This is a genomic window from Alcaligenes sp. SORT26 (assembly GCF_017377875.1).
Taxonomy (GTDB): domain Bacteria; phylum Pseudomonadota; class Gammaproteobacteria; order Burkholderiales; family Burkholderiaceae_B; genus Alcaligenes; species Alcaligenes parafaecalis.
Map to the genome: position 1 here is coordinate 1,074,580 of NZ_CP070975.1, position 19,840 is coordinate 1,094,419.

At 56.1% G+C, this 19,840-nt stretch carries 20 protein-coding genes and 1 tRNA gene; 13 read left to right on the forward strand and 8 right to left on the reverse strand.

Annotation, left to right across the window (positions count from 1 at the left end; genetic code table 11):
* Positions 1-65: 65 nt before the first annotated feature.
* The gene (locus tag JYG33_RS05025; protein ID WP_207874935.1) at positions 66-2,333 is read right to left on the reverse strand and encodes an arginine/lysine/ornithine decarboxylase; all 2,268 of its coding nucleotides are present in this window, start codon (positions 2,331-2,333) and stop codon (positions 66-68) included.
* Between the two features lie 164 nt (positions 2,334-2,497).
* Here JYG33_RS05025 and JYG33_RS05030 point away from each other — a divergent pair.
* From JYG33_RS05030 to JYG33_RS05060, 7 genes are all read left to right on the forward strand, one after another.
* Positions 2,498-2,571, forward strand: a tRNA-Cys gene (locus JYG33_RS05030).
* A 505-nt stretch (positions 2,572-3,076) separates the two neighbouring features.
* Positions 3,077-3,391: a PACE efflux transporter gene (locus tag JYG33_RS05035; protein WP_207874936.1), complete on the forward strand. Its 315-nt coding sequence runs from the start codon at positions 3,077-3,079 to the stop codon at positions 3,389-3,391.
* Between the two features lie 297 nt (positions 3,392-3,688).
* Positions 3,689-4,471 (forward strand): exodeoxyribonuclease III, encoded by a 783-nt coding sequence (gene xth, locus JYG33_RS05040; RefSeq protein ID WP_207874937.1) that lies wholly within the window; start codon positions 3,689-3,691, stop codon positions 4,469-4,471.
* A gap of 15 nt (positions 4,472-4,486) precedes the next feature.
* The gene (locus tag JYG33_RS05045) at positions 4,487-4,816 is read left to right on the forward strand and encodes a hypothetical protein (RefSeq protein ID WP_207874938.1); all 330 of its coding nucleotides are present in this window, start codon (positions 4,487-4,489) and stop codon (positions 4,814-4,816) included.
* A gap of 37 nt (positions 4,817-4,853) precedes the next feature.
* Complete coding sequence (gene gmk, locus JYG33_RS05050) at positions 4,854-5,498, forward strand: guanylate kinase (RefSeq protein ID WP_207874939.1); 645 nt, start codon at positions 4,854-4,856, stop codon at positions 5,496-5,498.
* 35 nt (positions 5,499-5,533) lie between these two features.
* Positions 5,534-5,737 (forward strand): DNA-directed RNA polymerase subunit omega, encoded by a 204-nt coding sequence (gene rpoZ, locus JYG33_RS05055; protein WP_003799665.1) that lies wholly within the window; start codon positions 5,534-5,536, stop codon positions 5,735-5,737.
* A 21-nt stretch (positions 5,738-5,758) separates the two neighbouring features.
* A complete protein-coding gene (locus JYG33_RS05060) occupies positions 5,759-8,038 on the forward strand; it encodes a bifunctional (p)ppGpp synthetase/guanosine-3',5'-bis(diphosphate) 3'-pyrophosphohydrolase (protein WP_207874940.1) in 2,280 nt (759 codons plus the stop codon).
* An 87-nt stretch (positions 8,039-8,125) separates the two neighbouring features.
* Here JYG33_RS05060 and JYG33_RS05065 read toward each other — a convergent pair whose 3' ends face one another.
* Both JYG33_RS05065 and JYG33_RS05070 read right to left on the reverse strand, forming a co-directional pair.
* Positions 8,126-9,079: a LysR substrate-binding domain-containing protein gene (locus JYG33_RS05065; protein ID WP_207874941.1), complete on the reverse strand. Its 954-nt coding sequence runs from the start codon at positions 9,077-9,079 to the stop codon at positions 8,126-8,128.
* A gap of 1 nt (position 9,080) precedes the next feature.
* Entirely contained in the window at positions 9,081-9,989 is a 909-nt protein-coding gene (locus JYG33_RS05070) for a LysR family transcriptional regulator (protein WP_207874942.1), read from the reverse strand.
* Positions 9,990-10,127: 138 nt separating this feature from the next.
* On the opposite strand from JYG33_RS05070, the gene JYG33_RS05075 reads away from it, so the two are divergent.
* Genes JYG33_RS05075 through JYG33_RS05085 form a run of 3 tightly spaced genes read left to right on the forward strand, consistent with a single transcriptional unit; the run spans position 10,128 to position 12,416 of the window.
* The gene (locus tag JYG33_RS05075; RefSeq protein WP_207874943.1) at positions 10,128-11,024 is read left to right on the forward strand and encodes a fumarylacetoacetate hydrolase family protein; all 897 of its coding nucleotides are present in this window, start codon (positions 10,128-10,130) and stop codon (positions 11,022-11,024) included.
* A 31-nt stretch (positions 11,025-11,055) separates the two neighbouring features.
* A complete protein-coding gene (locus JYG33_RS05080) occupies positions 11,056-11,403 on the forward strand; it encodes a RidA family protein (protein ID WP_207874944.1) in 348 nt (115 codons plus the stop codon).
* A 32-nt stretch (positions 11,404-11,435) separates the two neighbouring features.
* Positions 11,436-12,416, forward strand: coding sequence for a tripartite tricarboxylate transporter substrate-binding protein (locus JYG33_RS05085; protein ID WP_207874945.1), 981 nt, complete (start codon positions 11,436-11,438; stop codon positions 12,414-12,416).
* 150 nt (positions 12,417-12,566) lie between these two features.
* On the opposite strand, the gene JYG33_RS05090 is transcribed toward JYG33_RS05085, so the two are convergent.
* From JYG33_RS05090 to JYG33_RS05105, 4 genes are all read right to left on the reverse strand, one after another.
* A complete protein-coding gene (locus JYG33_RS05090; protein ID WP_207874946.1) occupies positions 12,567-12,911 on the reverse strand; it encodes an AzlD domain-containing protein in 345 nt (114 codons plus the stop codon).
* A 9-nt stretch (positions 12,912-12,920) separates the two neighbouring features.
* A complete protein-coding gene (locus JYG33_RS05095) occupies positions 12,921-13,604 on the reverse strand; it encodes an AzlC family ABC transporter permease (protein WP_207874947.1) in 684 nt (227 codons plus the stop codon).
* A gap of 19 nt (positions 13,605-13,623) precedes the next feature.
* Entirely contained in the window at positions 13,624-14,499 is an 876-nt protein-coding gene (locus JYG33_RS05100; protein ID WP_207874948.1) for a M23 family metallopeptidase, read from the reverse strand.
* 71 nt (positions 14,500-14,570) lie between these two features.
* Positions 14,571-16,529, reverse strand: coding sequence for a SurA N-terminal domain-containing protein (locus JYG33_RS05105; RefSeq protein ID WP_207874949.1), 1,959 nt, complete (start codon positions 16,527-16,529; stop codon positions 14,571-14,573).
* A gap of 284 nt (positions 16,530-16,813) precedes the next feature.
* Between JYG33_RS05105 and ugpQ the strand changes: the two genes are divergently transcribed.
* Both ugpQ and rlmJ read left to right on the forward strand, forming a co-directional pair.
* The gene (gene ugpQ / locus JYG33_RS05110) at positions 16,814-17,560 is read left to right on the forward strand and encodes a glycerophosphodiester phosphodiesterase (RefSeq protein WP_207875736.1); all 747 of its coding nucleotides are present in this window, start codon (positions 16,814-16,816) and stop codon (positions 17,558-17,560) included.
* A gap of 22 nt (positions 17,561-17,582) precedes the next feature.
* The gene (gene rlmJ, locus JYG33_RS05115) at positions 17,583-18,437 is read left to right on the forward strand and encodes a 23S rRNA (adenine(2030)-N(6))-methyltransferase RlmJ (RefSeq protein WP_207874950.1); all 855 of its coding nucleotides are present in this window, start codon (positions 17,583-17,585) and stop codon (positions 18,435-18,437) included.
* A 15-nt stretch (positions 18,438-18,452) separates the two neighbouring features.
* Here the strand turns inward: rlmJ and JYG33_RS05120 are convergent, their stop codons facing one another.
* Positions 18,453-19,187, reverse strand: coding sequence for an rRNA pseudouridine synthase (locus tag JYG33_RS05120; RefSeq protein WP_207874951.1), 735 nt, complete (start codon positions 19,185-19,187; stop codon positions 18,453-18,455).
* Between the two features lie 36 nt (positions 19,188-19,223).
* Here JYG33_RS05120 and JYG33_RS05125 point away from each other — a divergent pair, with 36 nt between their 5' ends.
* Complete coding sequence (locus tag JYG33_RS05125; RefSeq protein ID WP_207874952.1) at positions 19,224-19,799, forward strand: chorismate lyase; 576 nt, start codon at positions 19,224-19,226, stop codon at positions 19,797-19,799.
* The last annotated feature ends 41 nt before the right edge of the window (positions 19,800-19,840 follow it).

Here is a 19,840-nt window from a genome sequence, read left to right on the forward strand (position 1 = left end):
CCCGCTTGCTTTCCTGCCCTGCTCAAGCGCCGAAGCCCCGCCCCGGTGCTTGATGGCAGCTTGCTTTACTGTGCCACGCAGTCCACGTAGTAACGCTTCTGACCGGAGGCATCCACCTCTTCCACAAAACCGTGGATATCCGTACCAAAGCCAGGACACTGGCGATGTAGTTCACGCGAGAACTTCAGGAAATCCACAATCGTCTTGTTGAAGGCTTCGCCAGGAATCAAGAGCGGAATGCCGGGTGGGTAAGGCGTGATCAAGTTGGTGGTCACACGACCTTCCAACTGATCAATCTCGACCCGTTCAGTACGGCGCTGGGCGATGCAGGCAAAAGCATCAGCCGGACGCATGACAGGCACCACATCCGACAGGTACATATCCGTCATCAAGCGAGCAATATCGTGCTTGGCGTACAACTGGTGCACGTGCTGGCACAAATCGCGCAGGCCCATTTCTTCGTAGCACGGATACTGACGCGCAAACTGTGGCAGGACACGCCAGACAGGCAGGTTACGGTCGTAATCGTCCTTGAACTGCTGCAGCGCTGTCACCAGAGAATTCCAGCGGCCTTTGGTAATGCCGATGGTGAACATGATGAAGAAGCTGTACAGGCCAATCTTCTCCACGATCACGCCACGCTGTGCCAGGAACTTGGTCACGATGGAGGCCGGAATACCGGTTTCCCCAAAGGTGCCTGTCAGATCCAGGCCGGGGGTGACAATGGTCGCCTTGATGGGGTCCAGCATATTGAAGCCATCAGCCAGCGGGCCAAAGCCGTGCCATTCGCTGTGCTCGACATCATCCGTGATGATCCAGTCCTCGGGCTGACCGACACCATCCTCTGCCAGCGTGGGTGGGCCCCAGACCTTGAACCACCAGTCGTCTTCGTCAAACTGCGACTCCACCTTGCGCATGGCACGGCGGAAATCCAGCGCTTCAATAATGCTTTCTTCGACCAGCACACGGCCACCGGGAGGCTCCATCATGGCGGCTGCCACATCGCAAGACGCAATAATCGCGTACTGCGGGCTGGTGCTGGTGTGCATCAGATAGGCTTCATTGAACAGGTGACGGTCCAGGCTGCGCGTGGCCGAATCCTGGGCCAGCACGTGGCTGGCCTGGCTCAAACCGGCCAGCAGCTTGTGCGTGGATTGAGTAGAGAACACCAGCGTCTCTTGTGGACGGGGGCGGTTCTTGCCCATGGCGTGGAATTGACCATAGAAAGGATGGAACGCCGCGTGCGGAATCCAGGCTTCGTCAAAGTGCAGCACTTCCACATACCCGTCTACGGCATTCTTGATCACCTGAGTGTCGTAAATAATGCCGTCGTAGGTGGACTGAGTCAGCGTCAAAACGCGGGGTTTGACCGTGTCCGCATCCAGGTGCGAGAGCAAGGGATGCTTGCGGATTTTCTCGCGAATGGTCTCGATATCGAATTCGCTGCGTGCAATGGGGCCAATAATCCCGAAGTGGTTGCGTGTAGGACGCAGGAACACGGGGATGGCACCTGTCATCACAATGCTGTGCAGGATGGACTTGTGGCAATTGCGGTCCACCACCACCACATCGCCCGGGGCCACCGCGTGATGCCAGACAATCTTGTTGCTGGTGCTGGTGCCGTTGGTGACGAAAAAGCAGTGGTCGGCATTGAAAATACGTGCCGCATTGCGTTCACTGGCGCCAATGGCGCCGTTGTGATCCAGCAACTGGCCAAGTTCCTCGACGGCATTACACACGTCGGCGCGCAGCATGTTCTCACCAAAGAACTGGTGAAAAATCTGCCCGACCGGGCTTTTCAGAAAAGCCACGCCACCGGAATGACCAGGGCAATGCCAAGAATAAGAACCGTCCTCGGCATAATCCAGCAAGGCTTTCAGAAACGGCGGCTTGACGCCTTCCACATAGCTGCGCGCCTCACGCACGATGTGACGCGCCACAAACTCGGGCGTGTCCTCGAACATGTGAATGACGCCTTGCAGCTCGCGCAAGATATCGTTTGGCATATGACGAGCCGTTTTAGTCTCGCCATAAACATAAATGGGTACATCGGTATTGCGACGACGCACTGCCCGAATAAAGGCACGCAGATTGACTAGCGCGGGGGCGCTGTCTCCATCTTGCGTGAACTCCTCATCATCGATGGACAAAATAAACGCGCTGGCACGACTTTGCTGCTGGGCAAATTGACTCAGATCGCCATAACTGGTGGTTCCCAACACCTCGAAGCCTTCGGCCTCGATCGCATCTGCTAATACACGAATGCTCAGACCAGACGCATTTTCAGAACGAAAATCCTCATCGATGATCACAATGGGGAATTGATATTGCATGCCATGTCCTTAATACAAGGGAGTGCCGCGCAGGCGGCAAAAAAAGGAGGGACGTCAGTCGCTTTTGTGCAGCAGATCGTACCGGGTTTAACGTCCCATCATGTGACACTTGCTTTTCCCTACGTCCTTGGGCATAATTCTACATGTCCCAGGACAAAACAAAAGGCGTGGTGACAGATTGGCTATGTGACGGACTGCAAATCCGTTCAGGTTGGTTCGATTCCAGCACACGCCTCCATCTTGCTTGCATTCAAGACAGACAAAACAGGCTTTGTTTCCGGTTTTGATCACACAGAAAAAGTCGCCATTACGGCGATTTTTTTATTCCTTTTTCCTGTACAGCAAATCCTTGTACTACGCGCTGCGGCCAAGCACTTCCATCGGTTTTGGCCCACCGTTCCAACTTGGCCTGCAATTTAACACAAGCAAGCGCGTGATCTGCGCAAAAAACCCTCTTTTTAGTGCCCTAAAAACATCAATTTGCCTGCAACGCCTTTCAGGTCTTGAACCCTGACTTTGTAGCTGTTACATGCAGATGGTTTGAGGGCAAATTTATTGTCTGAAAGTGTCTGTTTTTCACTACGACCTAGAACAAAGCCGAACCCGGCAAGCGGCAAGACCACCCTATCCTTTTACGACAACGTAACGCTGCTGTGGTCCCGGTAAAACACAAGCTGATCTCAAGCCCTGTTTTTATTGACAACCCGCCCCACCCAAGCAAAATATCCGGGCAGGCGGAAACCGTGGCGCTGCATAAGGTGATGGTGACCACCGCCGCTGTGATCTGGAACTTTCTTTACAACTGGGTCTTTGAAGCCTGGGAGAGAAAGCGCAACATGGCGTCCCGCAGTCTTTTGCTTCGCTGCGCACACGCCATCGGCTTTGAGGGTGGTCTTATCCTGACGTGCTTACCTATTTATATGTTGTGGTACAGCATCGGCCCGTGGAAGGCTTTCACCATGGCATTGGCTCTTCTGGTGTTTTTCCTTGTGTACACCTTCATCTTCACGCTGCTGTTCGACAAGGTGTTCAGACTTCCACAACATCAGGCCGCCTAAGGGCCCACACGCAACAAGAAAAACAGCCCCGCTTTCGACACGTCAAAGCGGGGCTGTTTTTATCTTCAGATAGGGAAATGGAGCTGTGTGAAACGCACATCGCAGACCCATTCACCTGGCTTACGCCCAGGTATCAAGAGCTGCTAAAAAGCTGAGCGCTGATATGATAGTGGCATCCGCGCAACATGAGCAGCTCTGACACCGCAAGGACTGAGTCAGCCCTGAACGGGGCAGGCCAATAAAACAATGTCAGCAGCCCCATGCAACACCCTGAATTCAAAAGAATATCTCTACACCATGAAATTAACCACCTGGAACGTCAACTCCCTGAACGTCCGTCTTCCCCAAGTCCTGGATTGGCTGGAGGCTAACCCGGTAGACGTCTTGTGTCTGCAAGAGCTGAAACTGCCCGACGAGCGCTTCCCCTTGGAGGCCTTTCAGGAAATCGGCTATCACGCCCACTGGGCAGGCCAAAAAACCTATAACGGTGTGGCTCTGATTTCCCGTGAACCCGGCACCGACGTACAGCGCAACCTGCCCAATTACGAAGACCCGCAGCAGCGCCTGCTGGCCGCCACCTACGCATCGCCAGACGGCCCGGTACGGGTGATCTGCGCCTACTGCCCCAACGGGCAATCGCTGGAAAGCGAGAAGTACACCTACAAGCTGGAATGGTTTGCCGCCTTGCACGACTGGCTGGAAAAAGAATTGCAGCAGTATCCGCGTCTGGCCATTCTGGGCGACTATAATATTGCCCCAGCCGACCAGGACGTCTACGACCCCGCCAAGTGGGTTGATGACGTTTTAGTCTCTCCACCAGAACGTGCTGCCTTCGAGCGCTTGCTGGCACTGGGCCTGCACGATGCCTACCGCTTGTTCGAGCAAAGCGGCAGCCCCTTTACCTGGTGGGACTATCGCCGTTTTGCGTTCCGTCGCGATGCGGGGCTGCGTATTGATCATGCCCTGCTGTCCGACGCCCTGAAGTCACGTTGTACGGCCTGCGATATTGATCGCGAACCACGCGCCAATGAGCAGCCTTCGGACCACGCACCGGTCACAGCCACCTTGTCTTTTAGCTGACACACTCATTTCATTATGCAAATTCAAAGCCAAATCATTGAGCAGACTGACTCGGCCTATGTGCTTGAGATCACCTTGGAAGAAGAACACAAGGTCTGGGCCTATCTGGCCATTAGCGAGCCTGATCTGGATGCCGTCGCCCAAATCGTCCCGCCCGAGCAGTTTGAAGCCGGTGGCGATGTGCATGTGATGGCCATTGCCCAAGCTGAAGATGCCCCACGGGAAGTGGAAGAGGTTCTGTTTTCCATGAGTCCCAATGACACGGTCGTCTTTCTGTGTGCGGATGAAGCCAGTGTGACGGCTGTGTTGAATGAGTTCGGGCAAACCGACTCCAGCAGCAACTAATTCTTTTATAAAAATCTACTTCTAGAGTCTGCTCTCCATGTCCACGAGCTATCCTGGCACTGTTTTTATGGTTGTCGCCCCCAGTGGGGCGGGCAAATCCAGTCTGGTCAACGCCCTCCTGGCTAACGATTCCAACATCATGCTGTCCATCTCGGCCACCACACGTGCGCCCCGCCCCGGTGAAACCGACGGTGAACACTATTTCTTTGTGGACAAAGCGCGCTTTGAAAACATGGTCGCAGAGAACGCCATGCTGGAATGGGCTCAGGTGCATGACAACTACTACGGCACCCCTCGCGATCCCATTCAGAAAGCCCTGGGTGAAGGCCGGGATGTGTTGCTGGAAATCGACTGGCAAGGTGCCCGTCTGGCCCGCGAGCATTTCCCCGAAGCTGTGGGCATTTTCATCCTGCCGCCCTCCTTGCCCACACTGAAGGCGCGTTTGCGCAAACGCGGGCAAGACAGCGAAGAGACGATTGCCCGTCGCGTCGAGGCCGCCGAGCACGAAATCGCCCATGTCCGTGACTGTCAATATGCTATTATCAATGAGGATTTTGATACGGCATTACAGCAGCTATTGAGTATTGTGCAGGCCAGTCGTTTGCGCACTGCCACTCAGTCAGTACGGCATCGCCAACTCTTTCAACAATTAGGCGCAGATGCCCTGCTGAACCAGGGCTGATCTCCTTCTTATTTCTTTTTGATAACAGGTCTACTATGGCTCGCATCACTATCGAGGACTGCCTGGAGCAAGTCCCCAATCGCTTTAAGCTCACCTTGGCAGCCGCCTACCGTGCGCGTGAACTGGCTCAGGGCCACGAACCACGCCTGGAAAGCAAGAACAAGCCTACGGTTACTGCCTTGCGAGAAATCGCTTCGGGCGCGACCGGTCTGGAAATGCTGCGCAAAGTTCCTACCTGATAGGCACGGGCGGAGCACGGTATGGCATTTTCTGGTTTACGGGGCGCATCGTCTGGGCTGTTGGCCGTCCTTAAAAAAGGCTCACGGCTAGGTCGTCGCAAGCCTAAAGACAAGAACACCCCGGCGCTGGCACAGAATTCTCAGGAAAGTACCAGCCCTCCCATTGCCTCACTGGCTCCGCTGAACAAGATTATTTCGCAGTACCTGGACCCGAAAGATGTTGAACGGGTACGGGAGGCCTATCGTTTTTCCGATCAGGCCCACCTGGGGCAGTTTCGCGCCAGCGGCGAGCCCTATATCTCGCACCCTATTGCCGTCACGGAAATCTGTGCGGGCTGGAAGCTGGATACCGATGCTCTGATGTCGGCCCTGCTGCATGACGTGATCGAAGATCAGGACGTCACCAAGCAGGAACTGGCCGAGAAATTCGGCACCGATGTGGCCGAGATCGTGGATGGCTTGTCCAAGCTGGAACGCTTGGAATTTGCCACTAAAACACAGCAGCAGGCTGACAGCTTTCGCAAGATGCTGCTGGCCATGTCGCGCGATGTACGCGTCATCCTGATCAAGCTGGCCGACCGCTTGCATAATATGCGCACGCTGGATGCGGTCAAGCCTGAAAAACGCCGTCGGGTGGCCCAGGAAACCCTGGATATTTACGCTCCGATTGCGCATCGCCTGGGCTTGAACGCCCTGTTCCGCGAGCTGCAAGACCGCTGCTTCAAAGCCATCTATCCCAATCGCTACAAAGTCCTGCACAAGGCCTTGCTAGCTGCGCGTGGCAACCGCCGCGAAGTGCTGGGCAAGATCACGGATGCCGTCAAGATTGCCTTGCCTGCCGCCGGGATTGATGCCGAGATCTCCGGTCGCGAAAAGTCGCTCTACAGCATTTTCTGCAAGATGGTTGAGCAGAAAAAGTCCTTCTCGGACGTGCTGGATATTTACGGCTTTCGCATTATTGTGCACACCCTGCCCGAGTGCTATTTGTCGCTGGGTACGCTGCACCAGTTGTATCGCCCCGTGCCAGGCAAATTCAAGGACTACATTGCCATCCCTAAAGTGAATGGCTACCAGTCCCTGCACACAACCCTGATTGGCCCCTACGGCACCCCCGTCGAGTTCCAGTTCCGCACCCGCGAAATGGACCACGTGGCTGAAGAAGGCGTGGCCTCTCATTGGCTGTACAAAGAAGACGACGTCACCCTGAATGATCTGCAAAAGCGTACACACCGCTGGTTGCAATCCTTGCTGGATATTCAGAGCCAGACGGGTGACTCCACAGAATTCCTGGAACACGTCAAAGTTGATCTGTTCCCTGATGCAGTTTATGTTCACACGCCCAAAGGCAAGATTATTTCCTTGCCACGCGGTGCGACACCCGTGGACTTTGCCTATAGCATCCACACTGATATTGGTAACCACGCTGTGGCGTCCAAGATCAATGGTGAATTTGCGCCACTACGCACCGAACTAAAGAGCGGTGACTCGGTAGAGATCATTACCTCCCCTGCCGCCCGCCCTAGTGCCCAGTGGCTGAACTATGTTCGTTCGGGCCGCGCCCGTTCGGAAATTCGTCACTACCTGCGTACGGTCAAATACGAAGAATCGGTTGCCTTTGGTCGTCGCCTGCTGGATCAGGCCTTTGATCAGCTAGGCTTGCCGCACGCCACCGACGACGATCCAAATTGGGACAAGCTGGCCAAGGGTTCGGGCGCTGCTTCCCGCGAAGAGATTCTGGCCGATATCGGCCTGGGTAAACGTCTTGCAGCAGTTGTGGCCCGCCGCTTTGCCCCTGAAAACCCTCTGCTGGAAACCACGGCAGCGGCGTTTGACGAGATCAATGCTAACACCTCTGCACCGATTCTGATTCACGGTAATGAAGGTCAGGCAGTACAACTGGCTCCGTGCTGTGGTCCTTTGCCCGGCGACGCAATTATTGGTGGCATTCGTCTGGGTCACGGCCTGGTCGTTCACATGGCTGAATGTGCCGTGGCACAACGCGCCCAGGCCAAAGAGCCCGAGCGTTGGGTGCCTGTGATGTGGGACAGCAATACGGCCCGTCACCTGTCGACTCGTCTGGATGTCACCGCTATTAACGAGCGGGGCGTGCTGGGTCGTCTGGCCGCTGAAATTACCGATGCCGACTCCAACATCCTGCATATTTCCATGCCGGACGAATCAGCCGCTACATCGGTGCTGCACCTGACCGTTCAGGTTGATAGCCGTACTCACCTGGCCCGCGTGATCCGCTCTATTCGTCACGTACCACAAGTCCAGAAGATTGTGCGAGTGAAGGGTTAATTCCCCGCAACAAGCACGCTCTAGCCCCTAAACAAAACGCCTGCTGCCTAGCAGGCGTTTTGTTTTCCCGGTGCCTCGCCCCAACCGCTAGGCCAAGGTCTCACGTACATGCTGCTCCAAGGCCTGGATGAATACCTCCACCGGCTCATGGGCATAATCATCCTGGGGCAGGAACAGCGAGACGGATGGCAAAGCAATCCCGTCAAAGGGCAAAGGGACAACTCGGACAACGCCCTGCTCACTAAACTGTCGGGCCGAGATCGAGCCTAATAAGACCAGCGCCTGGTTCTCGCGCAGGACGGCCAGATTGGCTAAGGTCAAAGTCGATTCCAGCAAGCAGCGCGGCTCCTGAAAACCCTGCCGAGCCAGCCAGAATTCCAAGGTACGGCGCAGGGGAGCACCCTGCGGAGGCAAAACCCATTCATAGCTCAAGGCATCACCCCAATCCAAAGTCGGTTTGGAAAAAATGGGGTGCTGCGGGTCCGCCACCATCACTATGGATTCGTTATACAAATGCAGCGTGTCGAAATCCTCCAGATCCTGGCTGTCCAACACCCGGCCCAATACACAATCCAGACGCCCATCGCGCAAGCGCTCCAAGAGGCTGGCACTACTGCCCTCCTCGATCCGCAAGACAACATCCTGACCGGCTGCACGCATGGCGGCCAACGCTCCAGGAATCACCGCACCACAAGCAGGCGACACACCCACTCGAACCCTTCCTGTTGCACCTTGCTGGGCTACTTGCACTTCCTCACCCAAACCATCCACCATGCCCAGGAAGCGCTGGGCTCGCAATGCCAATGCAGCACCCACAGCAGTGGGCAGTACGCCGCGATTTGTACGTTCATACAAAGCCGCTCCCACCAAGGACTCAGCCTCCAGCAAGAGCTTGCTGGCAGCGGGCTGACTCATACCCATCACCTCGGCAGCATGCTTCAGACTGCCATGCTCGCCCAAGGCCGCCAGCAACTCCAGATGCCGTAAACGAATACGCCGTGACAAGGGGGGAAGCTGAGAAGAAATTGTCGTCTCCGTCATATCACTGCTCTCCAAAACCAGCGTCACGATGGTCCAAAAAATAGGCAAACTGCTCCAGGGCTTGATGCAGCACAGGATCACTCTGAACGTGGTCCCCAAACAGCAAAGACGCCGGAGCATCGATACCGCCAGCATCCTGAAGACAAAGCGGTTCCACCACCCCTGCTTGCTGCAAATAATCCGCCTGCACGGCAGGTAGCCAGGCCAAGGCATCCGATTGGGCCGCCATGGTGCTCAAACCCTGTCCGGCCGGTATCTTCCAGGCCTTGATGCCCGCTCCTATCCCGGCTTGTGCCATCCAATGTTCCAAATTTCGATGAAACGCAGGCACGGCCGTAGGTAAAACCCAATCCAGAGCCTGCAAGTCCTGGGCATTCAGCGGTCTGCCCTCCCGCAAGCAAGGATGCTGTGTTCTTAAAACGGGGACCATGCGACCGTTAACAATGTGCTGCTCGGGCCACTCTGTTGTGGGCTCATCCAGCAGGACCGCATCCAGCTCCGCCTGACGCAAAAGCTGTAGCGCCAACTGAGGCTCCAGTTCAAGCAAGCGCAGCGTCAGCACCTGTGACTGCCGCCACTGAACAAAGGCCTGCCCCAAGGCCATGCCATGCAAATCCGAGACATAGCCAATGTTAAGCACCGGGCCTTCTTTAGGGTGATGCCCCGGGCCATGATCGAGCACATGCAGCAAATGCGTCACCCGTCGCAAAACCAATCGCCCCAACGCATTCGCCTCAATCCCCTGGCGGCTACGCGTAAACAAAACAGCGCCCATCTGCGCCTCAATCTCGGCCAGGGCTTTGCTCACCGCTGACTGAGTCAAGGACAGATCTCGGGCAGCGCTATGGATGCTGTCATTCCGCCCCAAAGCGGCCAGAACCAGGACTTGGCGCGGTTCCAGGCGCTTCATGGAGTACTGAAAACCGTCGCTAAAACACGAATACTGGTATTCATCATGGTTATAGCAATACGTGAATTTTTCATTAACTGGGAATAGATGGCCGAGCATACCATGAACTTCATGTTCAACAGCTACTCGGATTTTTCTATGTTTTCCCTTAAAACTTTGCTGATCCATCAGGCTCCCGTGGCCTGCTTGTCGGTCGATGGAAAGGACTATTCCATTGCCGCTTTATGTCAGCGCTTGAACGCTGCCACCTTGCCCGACAGCGTGTTCGAGCTCCTGGAGCATTGGGATGACAATCTGCCCAAACTCCAGGCCCTGGCTGAACAGGCAACTGCCCAGACAGACCTGGTCTTGACCGACACCGACGCCACCCTGCCGCCCGTGCTGTACCCCGGCAAGATTCTGTGCGCTGGTGCCAATTACTACGACCACTTGGAGGAAATGAATGTCCCTGCCGAGAAAAAAGACCAGCGTCTGTTCTTCTTTTTCAAGCCCGCCCGCCAAGCCGCGATCGGTGACGGCCAGCACGCAGCCATCCCAAAGAACTGTCAAAAATACGATTGGGAAATTGAGTTGGCCATGGTGATTGGCAAGAGAGCCAAAGACCTGACGCTGGAAAATGCGATGGAGCACGTGGCGGGCTACACCATCGCCATTGATCTGTCGGCCCGCGACTTCGCCCGCGCTCCCGAGCAGTTCTACAAATTTGACTGGGTCGCCGCCAAAGCCAATGACGCAAGCTGCCCCATCGGCCCGGCCCTGATCCCTGCCTGCTTTGTCAGCGATCCGCAAAACCTGGATATGAGGCTGGAGCTGAACGGCCAGATCAAACAGGACGCCAACACCTCCGGCATGATTTTTGACCTGCGCGAACAACTGGTTCGTCTGACTGAAATCATGACACTGGAGCCCGGCGATGTTGTCCTGACTGGCACCCCTGCTGGCGTCGGCGCGGCCCGAGGTGAGTTTCTGGCCCCGGGCGACCAGTTGCGCGCCCATATCAGCGGTCTGGGCACCCTGCACACCACGATTGCCTAACACCCATTTCCTCTCTTACCAGGAGCACACCATGAGTATCGAACGCTTTCACCAGAATAAAAACATGAGCAAATACGTCATTCACGACAAAGTTGTCTACATGTCGGGACAAGTTGCCATGGACCCTTCGGGCACGTTTGAAGAGCAATTGCATCAGATCCTGAATCAGATTGACGAGCAATTTCAGGAAATCGGGATCGACCGCAGCCACATTCTGCGTGCCATGATCTGGATTGACGACTACAAAAAATGGCCATCGCTTAACGAGATCTGGAATGCCTGGGTCCCGGCGGATAAAAAACCAGCCCGCTCCTGCGTAGAGTCCAAGCTGGCCTTTCCACAATACCAAGTCGAAGTTGAAATAACCGCCGCTCTCTGATCCTAGAACAGAGCGCGACACCGGGAGACATCATGAAAAAAAGCAAAATAAGCTTGGGCGCAGCAATCATCGCTTCCTTTCTCAGCGTGGGATGGCTGGGCACCGCCCAGGCCGACTCCGCACAAACCGCACGCATTCTGGTTGGTTTTCCAGCCGGGGGCAATGTGGATCTGGTCGCACGGCTGATTGCCCCCGATTTGTCCAAAGCGCTGGGAAGGCCTGTCATCGTGGATAACCGACCGGGAGCCTCCGGACGGCTGGCCTTGAACCTGGCCACCACTTCGGCAGCCGATGGCTCGACCTTTATTTTGACTCCCGGTGTCGCACTAAGCCTGTATCCCCACACCTTTACAGAACTGCGCTACGAGCCCTTCAAAGACCTGGCCCCCATCAGCAATGCAGTGAACTGGAACTTGGGCCTGGCCGTACCCAGCAGCTCGGGTATCAAGAGCTTTGCGGACTATGTGCAAAGCATTAAAACTGACCCGAATCAAACCTTTTTTGCCAGTTCATCCACCGGTAGCGGTCAGCATCTGGCCGGTCTATACCTGGGGCAAACTTTGGGGGTTCCACTGGAGCACGTAGGCTACAAAGGGGCGAGTGAAGCCATCGTGGCTTTAGTGGGCGCACAGGTCCCGGCCGCAGTGTTGAATATTGGCGAGCTGATTCAGCAATCCGAAGCGGGCAAAGTGAATGTGCTGGCTCTCTTTGACAGCCAACGCGACCCGTTGCTGCCAGATACACCATCGATTGCCGAGCTGGGCTATCCCCAGTTGAAAGTAAACGGATGGCTGGCCTTCTATGCCCCTGCAGGCACCAAGCCGGAGCTTATTCAGGCGGCACAAGCCTCGATTGCGACGACGCTGAATAATGAGGCTGTCAAAGAAAAGCTACGCCTGGCGGGCATGCAAAGCGCAAGCAGCACTCCGGAAGAACTGGATGCCAAAGGCAAGAAAGAGTTTGAGCATTGGCAGACAGTGACCAGCAGCCTGCCTAACTTCAGCAAGTTTTAAGCAGGACGTGTTTCAGGCCGAATCGGCATTCAGCCAAACGGCTTGTACGCCACGCAGGTTTTAACGAATTTGGGCGTCAAACCGGCAGCACATATCCTGCTGCCGGTTTGACGCCCAAATTGCAAGGTGAATGCCTGTCAAAAAGCCGACTTATACACCCACATAAGCGACACACAAACCATAAGCCAGCACTCCGGTCAGTGTCGAACCCGCAATCCCTCCCGGCCACCGGCGTCCCAACAACACACCTGCCAAACCCGCCAGCAAAGGCGGTAAATCCAGCGACATATGCTCGGGACGCAGCAAGGAAATCAAGGACACCACCAGCAAGGCCACCACCCCGGCCGGTCCAATCGCGCCAAACAAACGTGGCCAGATCGAAACACGACTTGGGTCCGCCTTGCCTTGTCGCCCACCTAAACGTAAGGGCAGATACCGAATCAGAAAGGTGCCCAGGCCCGCCAGCACAATCATGAGTAGAAAACCCCAATCCATCTCCACTCCTTAAGCGCGGCGCAAGGCCATCAAACCACCGGCCAGCATGCCCACGATAATGGCCAGATACGAGGGCACTACCGTCATGGCCAGTACGGCCCCCAAGGCGGCCGCCACCAGCACAGGCAAGGGTGCAGAGCGGCGGATTTCCAGTAATAAGGCAAAAAACAGGGCCGGTAATACAAAACCCAAGGTCTTTTCCAGCACGGGCGATTGCCCCAGCAAATCGCTGGCAAAAAACGCCCCGATCGCCGTTCCCAGAACCCAGGACAGGTAGGAACCCAGTTGCAAGCCGCAATACCAGGATTCCTGCTCGTGAGCGGGTTGACGCGCCACGCCTGCCGCGGAAGCGGCAAAGACCTCATCAGTCAGACCGGGAGCCATAAATAGGCTGGAGACGCTTCTGGAGCCAGTAAAAAACCCCATCAAGGTAGGCCCGTAAAAAACATGACGCAGGTTCATGACCAGCACAATCCCCAAGATACTGGGATAAGCCGCCCCTGCCACAAACAGGCTGATCAAAATGAACTGACTGGCCCCGGCATACACAATCAGGGACACCAATACTGCCAGCCAAGGCGACAAACCTGCATGCACGGCAGCCAGACCAAAGGAAATGGCCACCGGCACATAGCCCAAGGCGATAGAGGCGCTGTCTCGCAAGCCCCGTCGATATGCCGAAGCAACTATCATAGAAACCCTAAATGTCCGCTCAGGCTTGGAAAGCGCCAATAAAAATAGCGGGATCAACCCGTGTATTATTCAAACTGACGTTCCAGTGCAGATGGGGCCCTGTCGCACGTCCTGTTGCCCCGGAGCGCGCAATCACATCGCCCTTGCGCACGCTATCGCCCACTTTCACATCAAAGGCCGACAAGTGGCAGAACATGGTGATCAGGCCCTGGCCATGGTCAACAAATACGGTTTTGCCGTTAAAAAAGTAATCCGCCACGATAGTGACAACACCGTCCGCAGGGACTTTGACGGAAGTGCCGGTTGCGGCGGCAAAATCCAGACCAGAATGCGGATTACGTTCTTCGCCATTAAAGAAACGGCGCAGGCCAAATGGACTGGTCAGACGACCGGGTACGGGCTTTTCAAACACTACATTGCTGGGGCCTTCGGGGCGGAAGCTGGCATAAGCCTGCATCTGCTCTTCGTACTCGCGCTCGAACCGCGCTTGCTGCTGCGGGTCGGGATTCACATGGGATTTGTTCTTCAAGGTAATGCGCTGCTCGCGGTAACGCTTGCTACCCACTTGAAACGCCACACTCGACTGCCCTTGCACGGATACGCTGTGCTGACCCGGCTTTGTTTTCAGATCCAGCCCGACAATCGCTTTCCAGCGCTGATCGGCGTCCTGAATCACCAGGACACGATGCCCATTAAAGTTCACGACAGGCGCCTGGTTCCCTGCTCCCAAATCCAGTACGGCTACCCCGCCCGGTACGGGTCGGTTCAAGGTCCGTTCAATAAACGTGCCCTGGGGGGTCGCCTGGGCCTGGGCCAGCCACGGTGCTGTCAGGCCCCAAACAGTTGCGGCGCCTAAAAGGCGCCGCCGTACCAGGGAAATTTCAGAATGATTCATCAGAATGCTCTTTGAAAAACACCCTGAAGCAGACTTGCTCCAGGGTGATTGGTTCTGACTCACAACCCGCGTTACTCGCTATCGCCGCTGGAGGTCAATTCTTTCTCTGCTTCAGGCAGGAACTGGACTTTCTCTTCCACACGCATCGCTTGCAGAACCGCCTGGGTCTCGGTACGAGCCATGGCTTGCGTCAGTTGGGCCGTCAACATATCCAGACCGGGGTTACCAGCCTTGCCAGGTTCGTGGCTCAGAATCTGTACCACGGTGTAGCCCTGTGGCTGACGGTCACCCACATAAGCAGGCAATTTGTCCACGGGATTGGCCAGAACCTTGTTCAACAAGGCTTCGTCCATCTCGGGGAACTCAGCACGGCTAACGGCAAATTGAGCCGAGAAGCTTTCAGGCTCTGCGCCTTCATTCAATTGCTTCAGGTAGTCCTCGCCCGCTTGCACGGCCATAGCGGCTGCTTTCTCGCGGCGCAGATTTTCCTGGGCGATGCTACGCACTTTATCCAGTTCTGGCACATGCGCGGCTTGCACGTCGATAACGCGCACAGCAATCAAGGTATCTGGCGAGACTTCAATAACGCCAGCGTTTTTGCGCGAAGCCAGGGTCTCAGGGTTGAACAAGGCCTGGCGAACACGGCTGTCGTCCAGCACAGCGGCATCGGGGCTCTTGGCAGCAGCCAGATCACCGTCGACTTGCGAGGCAGGAATCAAACCTTGACGGCTAATGCCCTCAGCCTGTTTCAAGCTCAGACCCAAGGCGTTGGCGGCCGCTTCCAGGCTATCTTCGTTGTCGTAAACCAGATTGGTCAGCTTGCTGGCCATATCGGCAAAACGCTCGGAAGCCAGTTGCTTGCGCACTTCGTCCTGCACCTTGCTACGGGCCTGCTCGAAGGACTCGCCTTGTTCAGGCTGAACTTCGTTGCTCTTGAAAATGTGGAAGCCGTTAGGGCCTTCGATCACACCGGATACATCACCTTTCTTCAAAGCGAACACAGCGCCTTCCAGCACGGAGGGCCAGGAGCCTTTGCTGATCCAGCCCAGCTCGCCACCTTCGCGGGCGCTACCGTCGTCCTGGGAGTTGGCACGTGCCAAATCGGCGAAACCGTCTTTATTGGCCTGGGCTTTTTCAGCCAGATCACGGGCCTTGGCCTGGGCCGCTTCACGTTCGCTGTCCGATGCACCGGCAGGCAGTGTCACCAGGATATGGCTGATGTTCACGCGGCCAGCTTGTACGTAGCGGGCCTTGTTTTGTTCGTAATACTGCTTGAGCTGATCTTCGGTAGGCGTTGCCAAGTCTTTGGAGGCAGCTGCTTCGTTCAGCAGCAGATATTCCACTTTGACTTGCTGGGGCAGTTCCAGCGATTGTTTGTTGGCGTCGTACCAGGCTTGCAAGTCTGCATCGCTGATCTGAACCTTGGATTCAAAATCACGTGTCAGGAAGCTGCGAGTGCGCACACCACGTTCTTCAGTCAGGGCGATTTCCAGCTTATTCATCACGCTGGGCAGCATGACGGTACTGGAGGCCACTGGACCGAGCACGCGTTGCAGGGCCAACTGGCCACGCTGGCTTTGCTCGAAATCACGGGTATTGATACCGGCTGAGGCCAGAACCTGGCTGTAGAGCGCAGGCGAGAAGGTACCGTTTTCCTGAAATTCCGGCATGGTGGCGATATTGTCGCGCAGGGCAATGTCGGACACATTAAAGCGGGCCGAGGTAGCCACTTCAATTTGTACACGCTGATCAACCAGGGATTCCAGCAAGGCACGACGGCTCTCCAGGCTATCCGCCTGAGCCAGATCAAAACCGGCAGGATTGTTACGCTGCATATCGTCCAACTGCATGCGGCGCGCACGATCAAATTCCTGGGATGTAATGGCGCTATCGCCAACCTTCACAATATCGCTATCGCCAGAAACATAGCTGGAGTAGCCGCTGACGCCAATCAGTACAAAAGACGGCAGAATCAGCACTAACAGGACCAACTGCATGACGCGTTGGTTCTTACGGATAATCTCGAACATTAATCATCACCTACTTTCGCTTGCAGCAGGGGCGCTGCGGGCGGCGCATCAGGCCGGAGAGCCCAGCTCGGCCTGAAAATATACCGTGTTTGGATCAAGTGTGTTTGACGTAAACTGTGGCCTCATAAAGCGAGCCCACGCCGCGCAGCAAATGGCGCCATGGGTGCTTGATTCGGCCTAGGATCGGATTGTAAATCCAAAACCGTAACCGTACAGTGTACAGCCCCGGTTAAAATAGTACATTGGCTTTTTATCACGCCTCTTGCGAGTCCGCCATGCCTTCAATGAATCATCACTGGCCCTACCCTGCTTTGATTGCCCACCGAGGGGCAGGCAAGGTGGCCCCGGAGAACACCCTGGCTGCCATTCGAGTCGGCGCCCAGAATGGTTTTCACATGATGGAGTACGACGTCAAACTGAGCCGTGACGGGGTTCCCGTGCTGCTGCATGATGACGAACTGGATCGCACCTCCAACAGCCAGGGCATCGCCTCTGCGCTGACGCTGGCAGAACTGTCAGCACTGGATTTTGGGGCCTGGCATTCTTCGGCCTACGCAGGCGAGCCCATCCCTACCTTGAGTTCGATTGCCGCCTTTACCCTGGCCAATCAGATTCACAGCAATATCGAAATCAAGCCGACCACGGGCGACGAAGCCGAGACTGGCCGCGTGGTGGCACTGGCCGCTCAGGCCCTGTGGGCGCAGGCCAGCCTGCCCCCCCTGCTGTCCTCCTTTTCCGAAGTCGCCCTGCAAGCGGCCCAGCAAGCCGTCCCCACCTTGCCCCGCGCCTTGCTCATCGAAGAGAAGGTGCCAGCCGACTGGCCCGAGCGCCTGGAGCGCCTGGGCTGCATGGGCCTGAATCTGAATAACCGTTTTGTTGACCAGGCTCTGGTCCAAGCCATCCGTCAGGCGGGCTATACCGTGGCCGTCTGGACCGTCAACGACGCCGAACGGGTGCGCGAGCTGCTGGATTGGGGGTGCAACGGCATCTTCACTGATAAAGTCACCACGATTCGCCCCGACACTCTTTAAACCGCCACACCCAGGATTTCTCTTGTTCAGTTACCGTCACGCCTTTCATGCTGGCAATCACGCGGATGTGCTCAAGCACGCCACCTTGCTGCATATCTTTAATTACTACGCCCAAAAAGACAGCGCTTTCAGCATTATCGATACTCACTGCGGTGCCGGTATCTATGATCTGGAGCACGACTGGGCGCAAACCAAGGGCGAGTTCTACGACGGCCTGGACCGGGTCTTGCAGCAAGATGAGTACCCGGAACTGGTAGAACACTATATTGATGCCATTGCCGACCTGAACCCGGACGGGACCGCCCGTTACTACCCCGGTTCACCCTGGTTGGCCCTGGAGCGTTTGCGTAACCAGGACAGTTTTCACGGTTTTGAATTGCACCCGTCTGAATTCGAGGTCCTGAGCGAAAACGTGGCGCAGTTGTTTCCCAAAGGCAATCGTCGGGTTCGCCTGTATCCGGAAAATGGGTTTGAACAGTTGGGACGCTTGCTACCACCCCCATCACGACGCGCTGTTGTCGTCATGGACCCCTCCTACGAGGCCAAGGCGGACTATCAGCAGGTCTTGAACAGCGTCAAAAATGCCCTCAAGCGCTTTGCTCAAGCCTGTATCGTGGTGTGGTATCCCATTGTGCAGCGGCCTGAAGTACAGGCCTTGCAACGCAAGCTGGAGCAACTGGATACGCCTTGGCTGCATGTCAGCCTGTCGGTTCGTGCTCCGGCCAAAAATGGTTTGGGTTTGCATGGCAGTGGCTTGTTCATCAGCAATCCTCCCTGGACGCTGCTCAAGGCTCTGGAACAAAGCATGCCGTGGTTAACAGAAACGCTGGCCCAGGATGACAAGGCCAGCTTTCAACTTCGTCATTCGGGGCTGTAAGCCGCCCCTTTGCCTTTAGGCCAGGCGCTCGGATTCTTTCATGTAGCGCCACTGGCCCATAGGCAGGTCGCCCAGTACCAGTTCGCCAATACGCACGCGCTTCAAACCCACGACCTTCAGGCCAACCAGCTCGCACATGCGGCGAATCTGGCGCTTTTTGCCTTCACGCAGAATGAAACGCAGTTGGTCATCGTTCTGCCAGGACACTTGAGCAGGCAGCAAGGGCTTGCCATCCAGGCTCAAACCGAAATTGAGCAGCTCCATACCGCGTTCGCTCAATTTGCCGGTCACACGCACCAGATATTCCTTGTCGATGACCGAGTCCTCGCCAATAATCTGCCGCGCAATGCGACCATCCTGAGTCAGGATCAGCAAGCCAGTGGAGTCAATATCCAGACGACCAGCCGGTGCCAGACCGCGCAGATGCGCCGGGTCAAAGCGTGGGCCACCACGGCCACCCTTGTACTGCGTGGCAGCACCGATCAGGGACACCGCATTGCGATAACCGGCTTCGGCCTGGCCCGACACATAGCCCACAGGCTTGTGCAGCAAGATCGTGGCACGTTGGGTCTGGCGCTGACGCGCTTGTTTTTCCAGTGTGATTTTCTGATTGGGATAGGCTTTGCTCCCCAATTCAGAGACGGTTTCACCGTCCACACGCACCCAGCCGCGCTCGATGAAAGCATCCGCCTCACGGCGTGAACACATGCCGCGCTGGGCCATTAATTTTGAGATACGTTCTTTTTCCATGAGCGCTATTTTATGGCTTTGGCGATAATACAGGACATGAAATTTCCCTCCAGCACAAAAAAACCCTGGCATGACCGGGTTCACCCCTCCGCCACACAGGCCCAAAAGTACTGGCTTCACCGTCCCGGCGCCCTGACTACCGGTCTGCGCCGTCTGGGCCAGGTCCATCTGGAAGTCGTCAGCGAGTACGCCTGCCGCCTGAACCCGCAAGAGGCTGCTTTGATTCAAAAGCCGCCAGGCACGCTGGCCTGGATACGAGAAGTGTCCATGGCAGTAGACGGAATCCGCTGCGTTATTGCGCGCAGTTTCACGCCCCTGCCCGCCTCCCACAGTGTCTGGCAAGGCATACGGCGGCTGCGCAGTCGCCCGCTGGCGGACATGCTTTATAACGATGCCCAGATACAACGCTCGGCCTTTTTAAGCTGCCGTTTAAACCGTGGCATGAGCTTTTTCCGCACGATTGAGCGCGCCGTAACGCCCAGCGGCGAGCCTGTTCCAGATGCTCAACAGGTTTTGTCGCGTTGTTCGGTCTTTTGGCGACACGGCCAACCCTTGCTGGTCGCCGAGTCCTTTATGCCTGCCTTCTGGGCTCGCGGTGCTACACTGGTTTAGCTGAAATTCAGCATTAACTAATAAAACAAAGTTATATACCG

Excerpts from the sequence above, each read along its gene's own strand:
- JYG33_RS05060 (WP_207874940.1), top strand. The coding sequence starts at position 5,759 with ATGGCATTTTCTGGTTTACGGGGCGCATCGTCTGGGCTGTTGGCCGTC.
- JYG33_RS05125 (WP_207874952.1), top strand. The coding sequence starts at position 19,224 with ATGAAATTTCCCTCCAGCACAAAAAAACCCTGGCATGACCGGGTTCAC.
- JYG33_RS05080 (WP_207874944.1), top strand. The coding sequence starts at position 11,056 with ATGAGTATCGAACGCTTTCACCAGAATAAAAACATGAGCAAATACGTC.
- ugpQ (WP_207875736.1), top strand. The coding sequence starts at position 16,814 with ATGAATCATCACTGGCCCTACCCTGCTTTGATTGCCCACCGAGGGGCA.
- JYG33_RS05065 (WP_207874941.1), bottom strand. The coding sequence starts at position 9,079 with ATGACGGAGACGACAATTTCTTCTCAGCTTCCCCCCTTGTCACGGCGT.
- rpoZ (WP_003799665.1), top strand. The coding sequence starts at position 5,534 with ATGGCTCGCATCACTATCGAGGACTGCCTGGAGCAAGTCCCCAATCGC.
- JYG33_RS05085 (WP_207874945.1), top strand. The coding sequence starts at position 11,436 with ATGAAAAAAAGCAAAATAAGCTTGGGCGCAGCAATCATCGCTTCCTTT.
- JYG33_RS05105 (WP_207874949.1), bottom strand. The coding sequence starts at position 16,529 with ATGTTCGAGATTATCCGTAAGAACCAACGCGTCATGCAGTTGGTCCTG.
- xth (WP_207874937.1), top strand. The coding sequence starts at position 3,689 with ATGAAATTAACCACCTGGAACGTCAACTCCCTGAACGTCCGTCTTCCC.
- JYG33_RS05070 (WP_207874942.1), bottom strand. The coding sequence starts at position 9,989 with ATGAAGCGCCTGGAACCGCGCCAAGTCCTGGTTCTGGCCGCTTTGGGG.
- JYG33_RS05025 (WP_207874935.1), bottom strand. The coding sequence starts at position 2,333 with ATGCAATATCAATTCCCCATTGTGATCATCGATGAGGATTTTCGTTCT.
- JYG33_RS05095 (WP_207874947.1), bottom strand. The coding sequence starts at position 13,604 with ATGATAGTTGCTTCGGCATATCGACGGGGCTTGCGAGACAGCGCCTCT.
- gmk (WP_207874939.1), top strand. The coding sequence starts at position 4,854 with ATGTCCACGAGCTATCCTGGCACTGTTTTTATGGTTGTCGCCCCCAGT.
- JYG33_RS05075 (WP_207874943.1), top strand. The coding sequence starts at position 10,128 with ATGTTTTCCCTTAAAACTTTGCTGATCCATCAGGCTCCCGTGGCCTGC.
- JYG33_RS05100 (WP_207874948.1), bottom strand. The coding sequence starts at position 14,499 with ATGAATCATTCTGAAATTTCCCTGGTACGGCGGCGCCTTTTAGGCGCC.
- JYG33_RS05045 (WP_207874938.1), top strand. The coding sequence starts at position 4,487 with ATGCAAATTCAAAGCCAAATCATTGAGCAGACTGACTCGGCCTATGTG.
- JYG33_RS05090 (WP_207874946.1), bottom strand. The coding sequence starts at position 12,911 with ATGGATTGGGGTTTTCTACTCATGATTGTGCTGGCGGGCCTGGGCACC.
- JYG33_RS05120 (WP_207874951.1), bottom strand. The coding sequence starts at position 19,187 with ATGGAAAAAGAACGTATCTCAAAATTAATGGCCCAGCGCGGCATGTGT.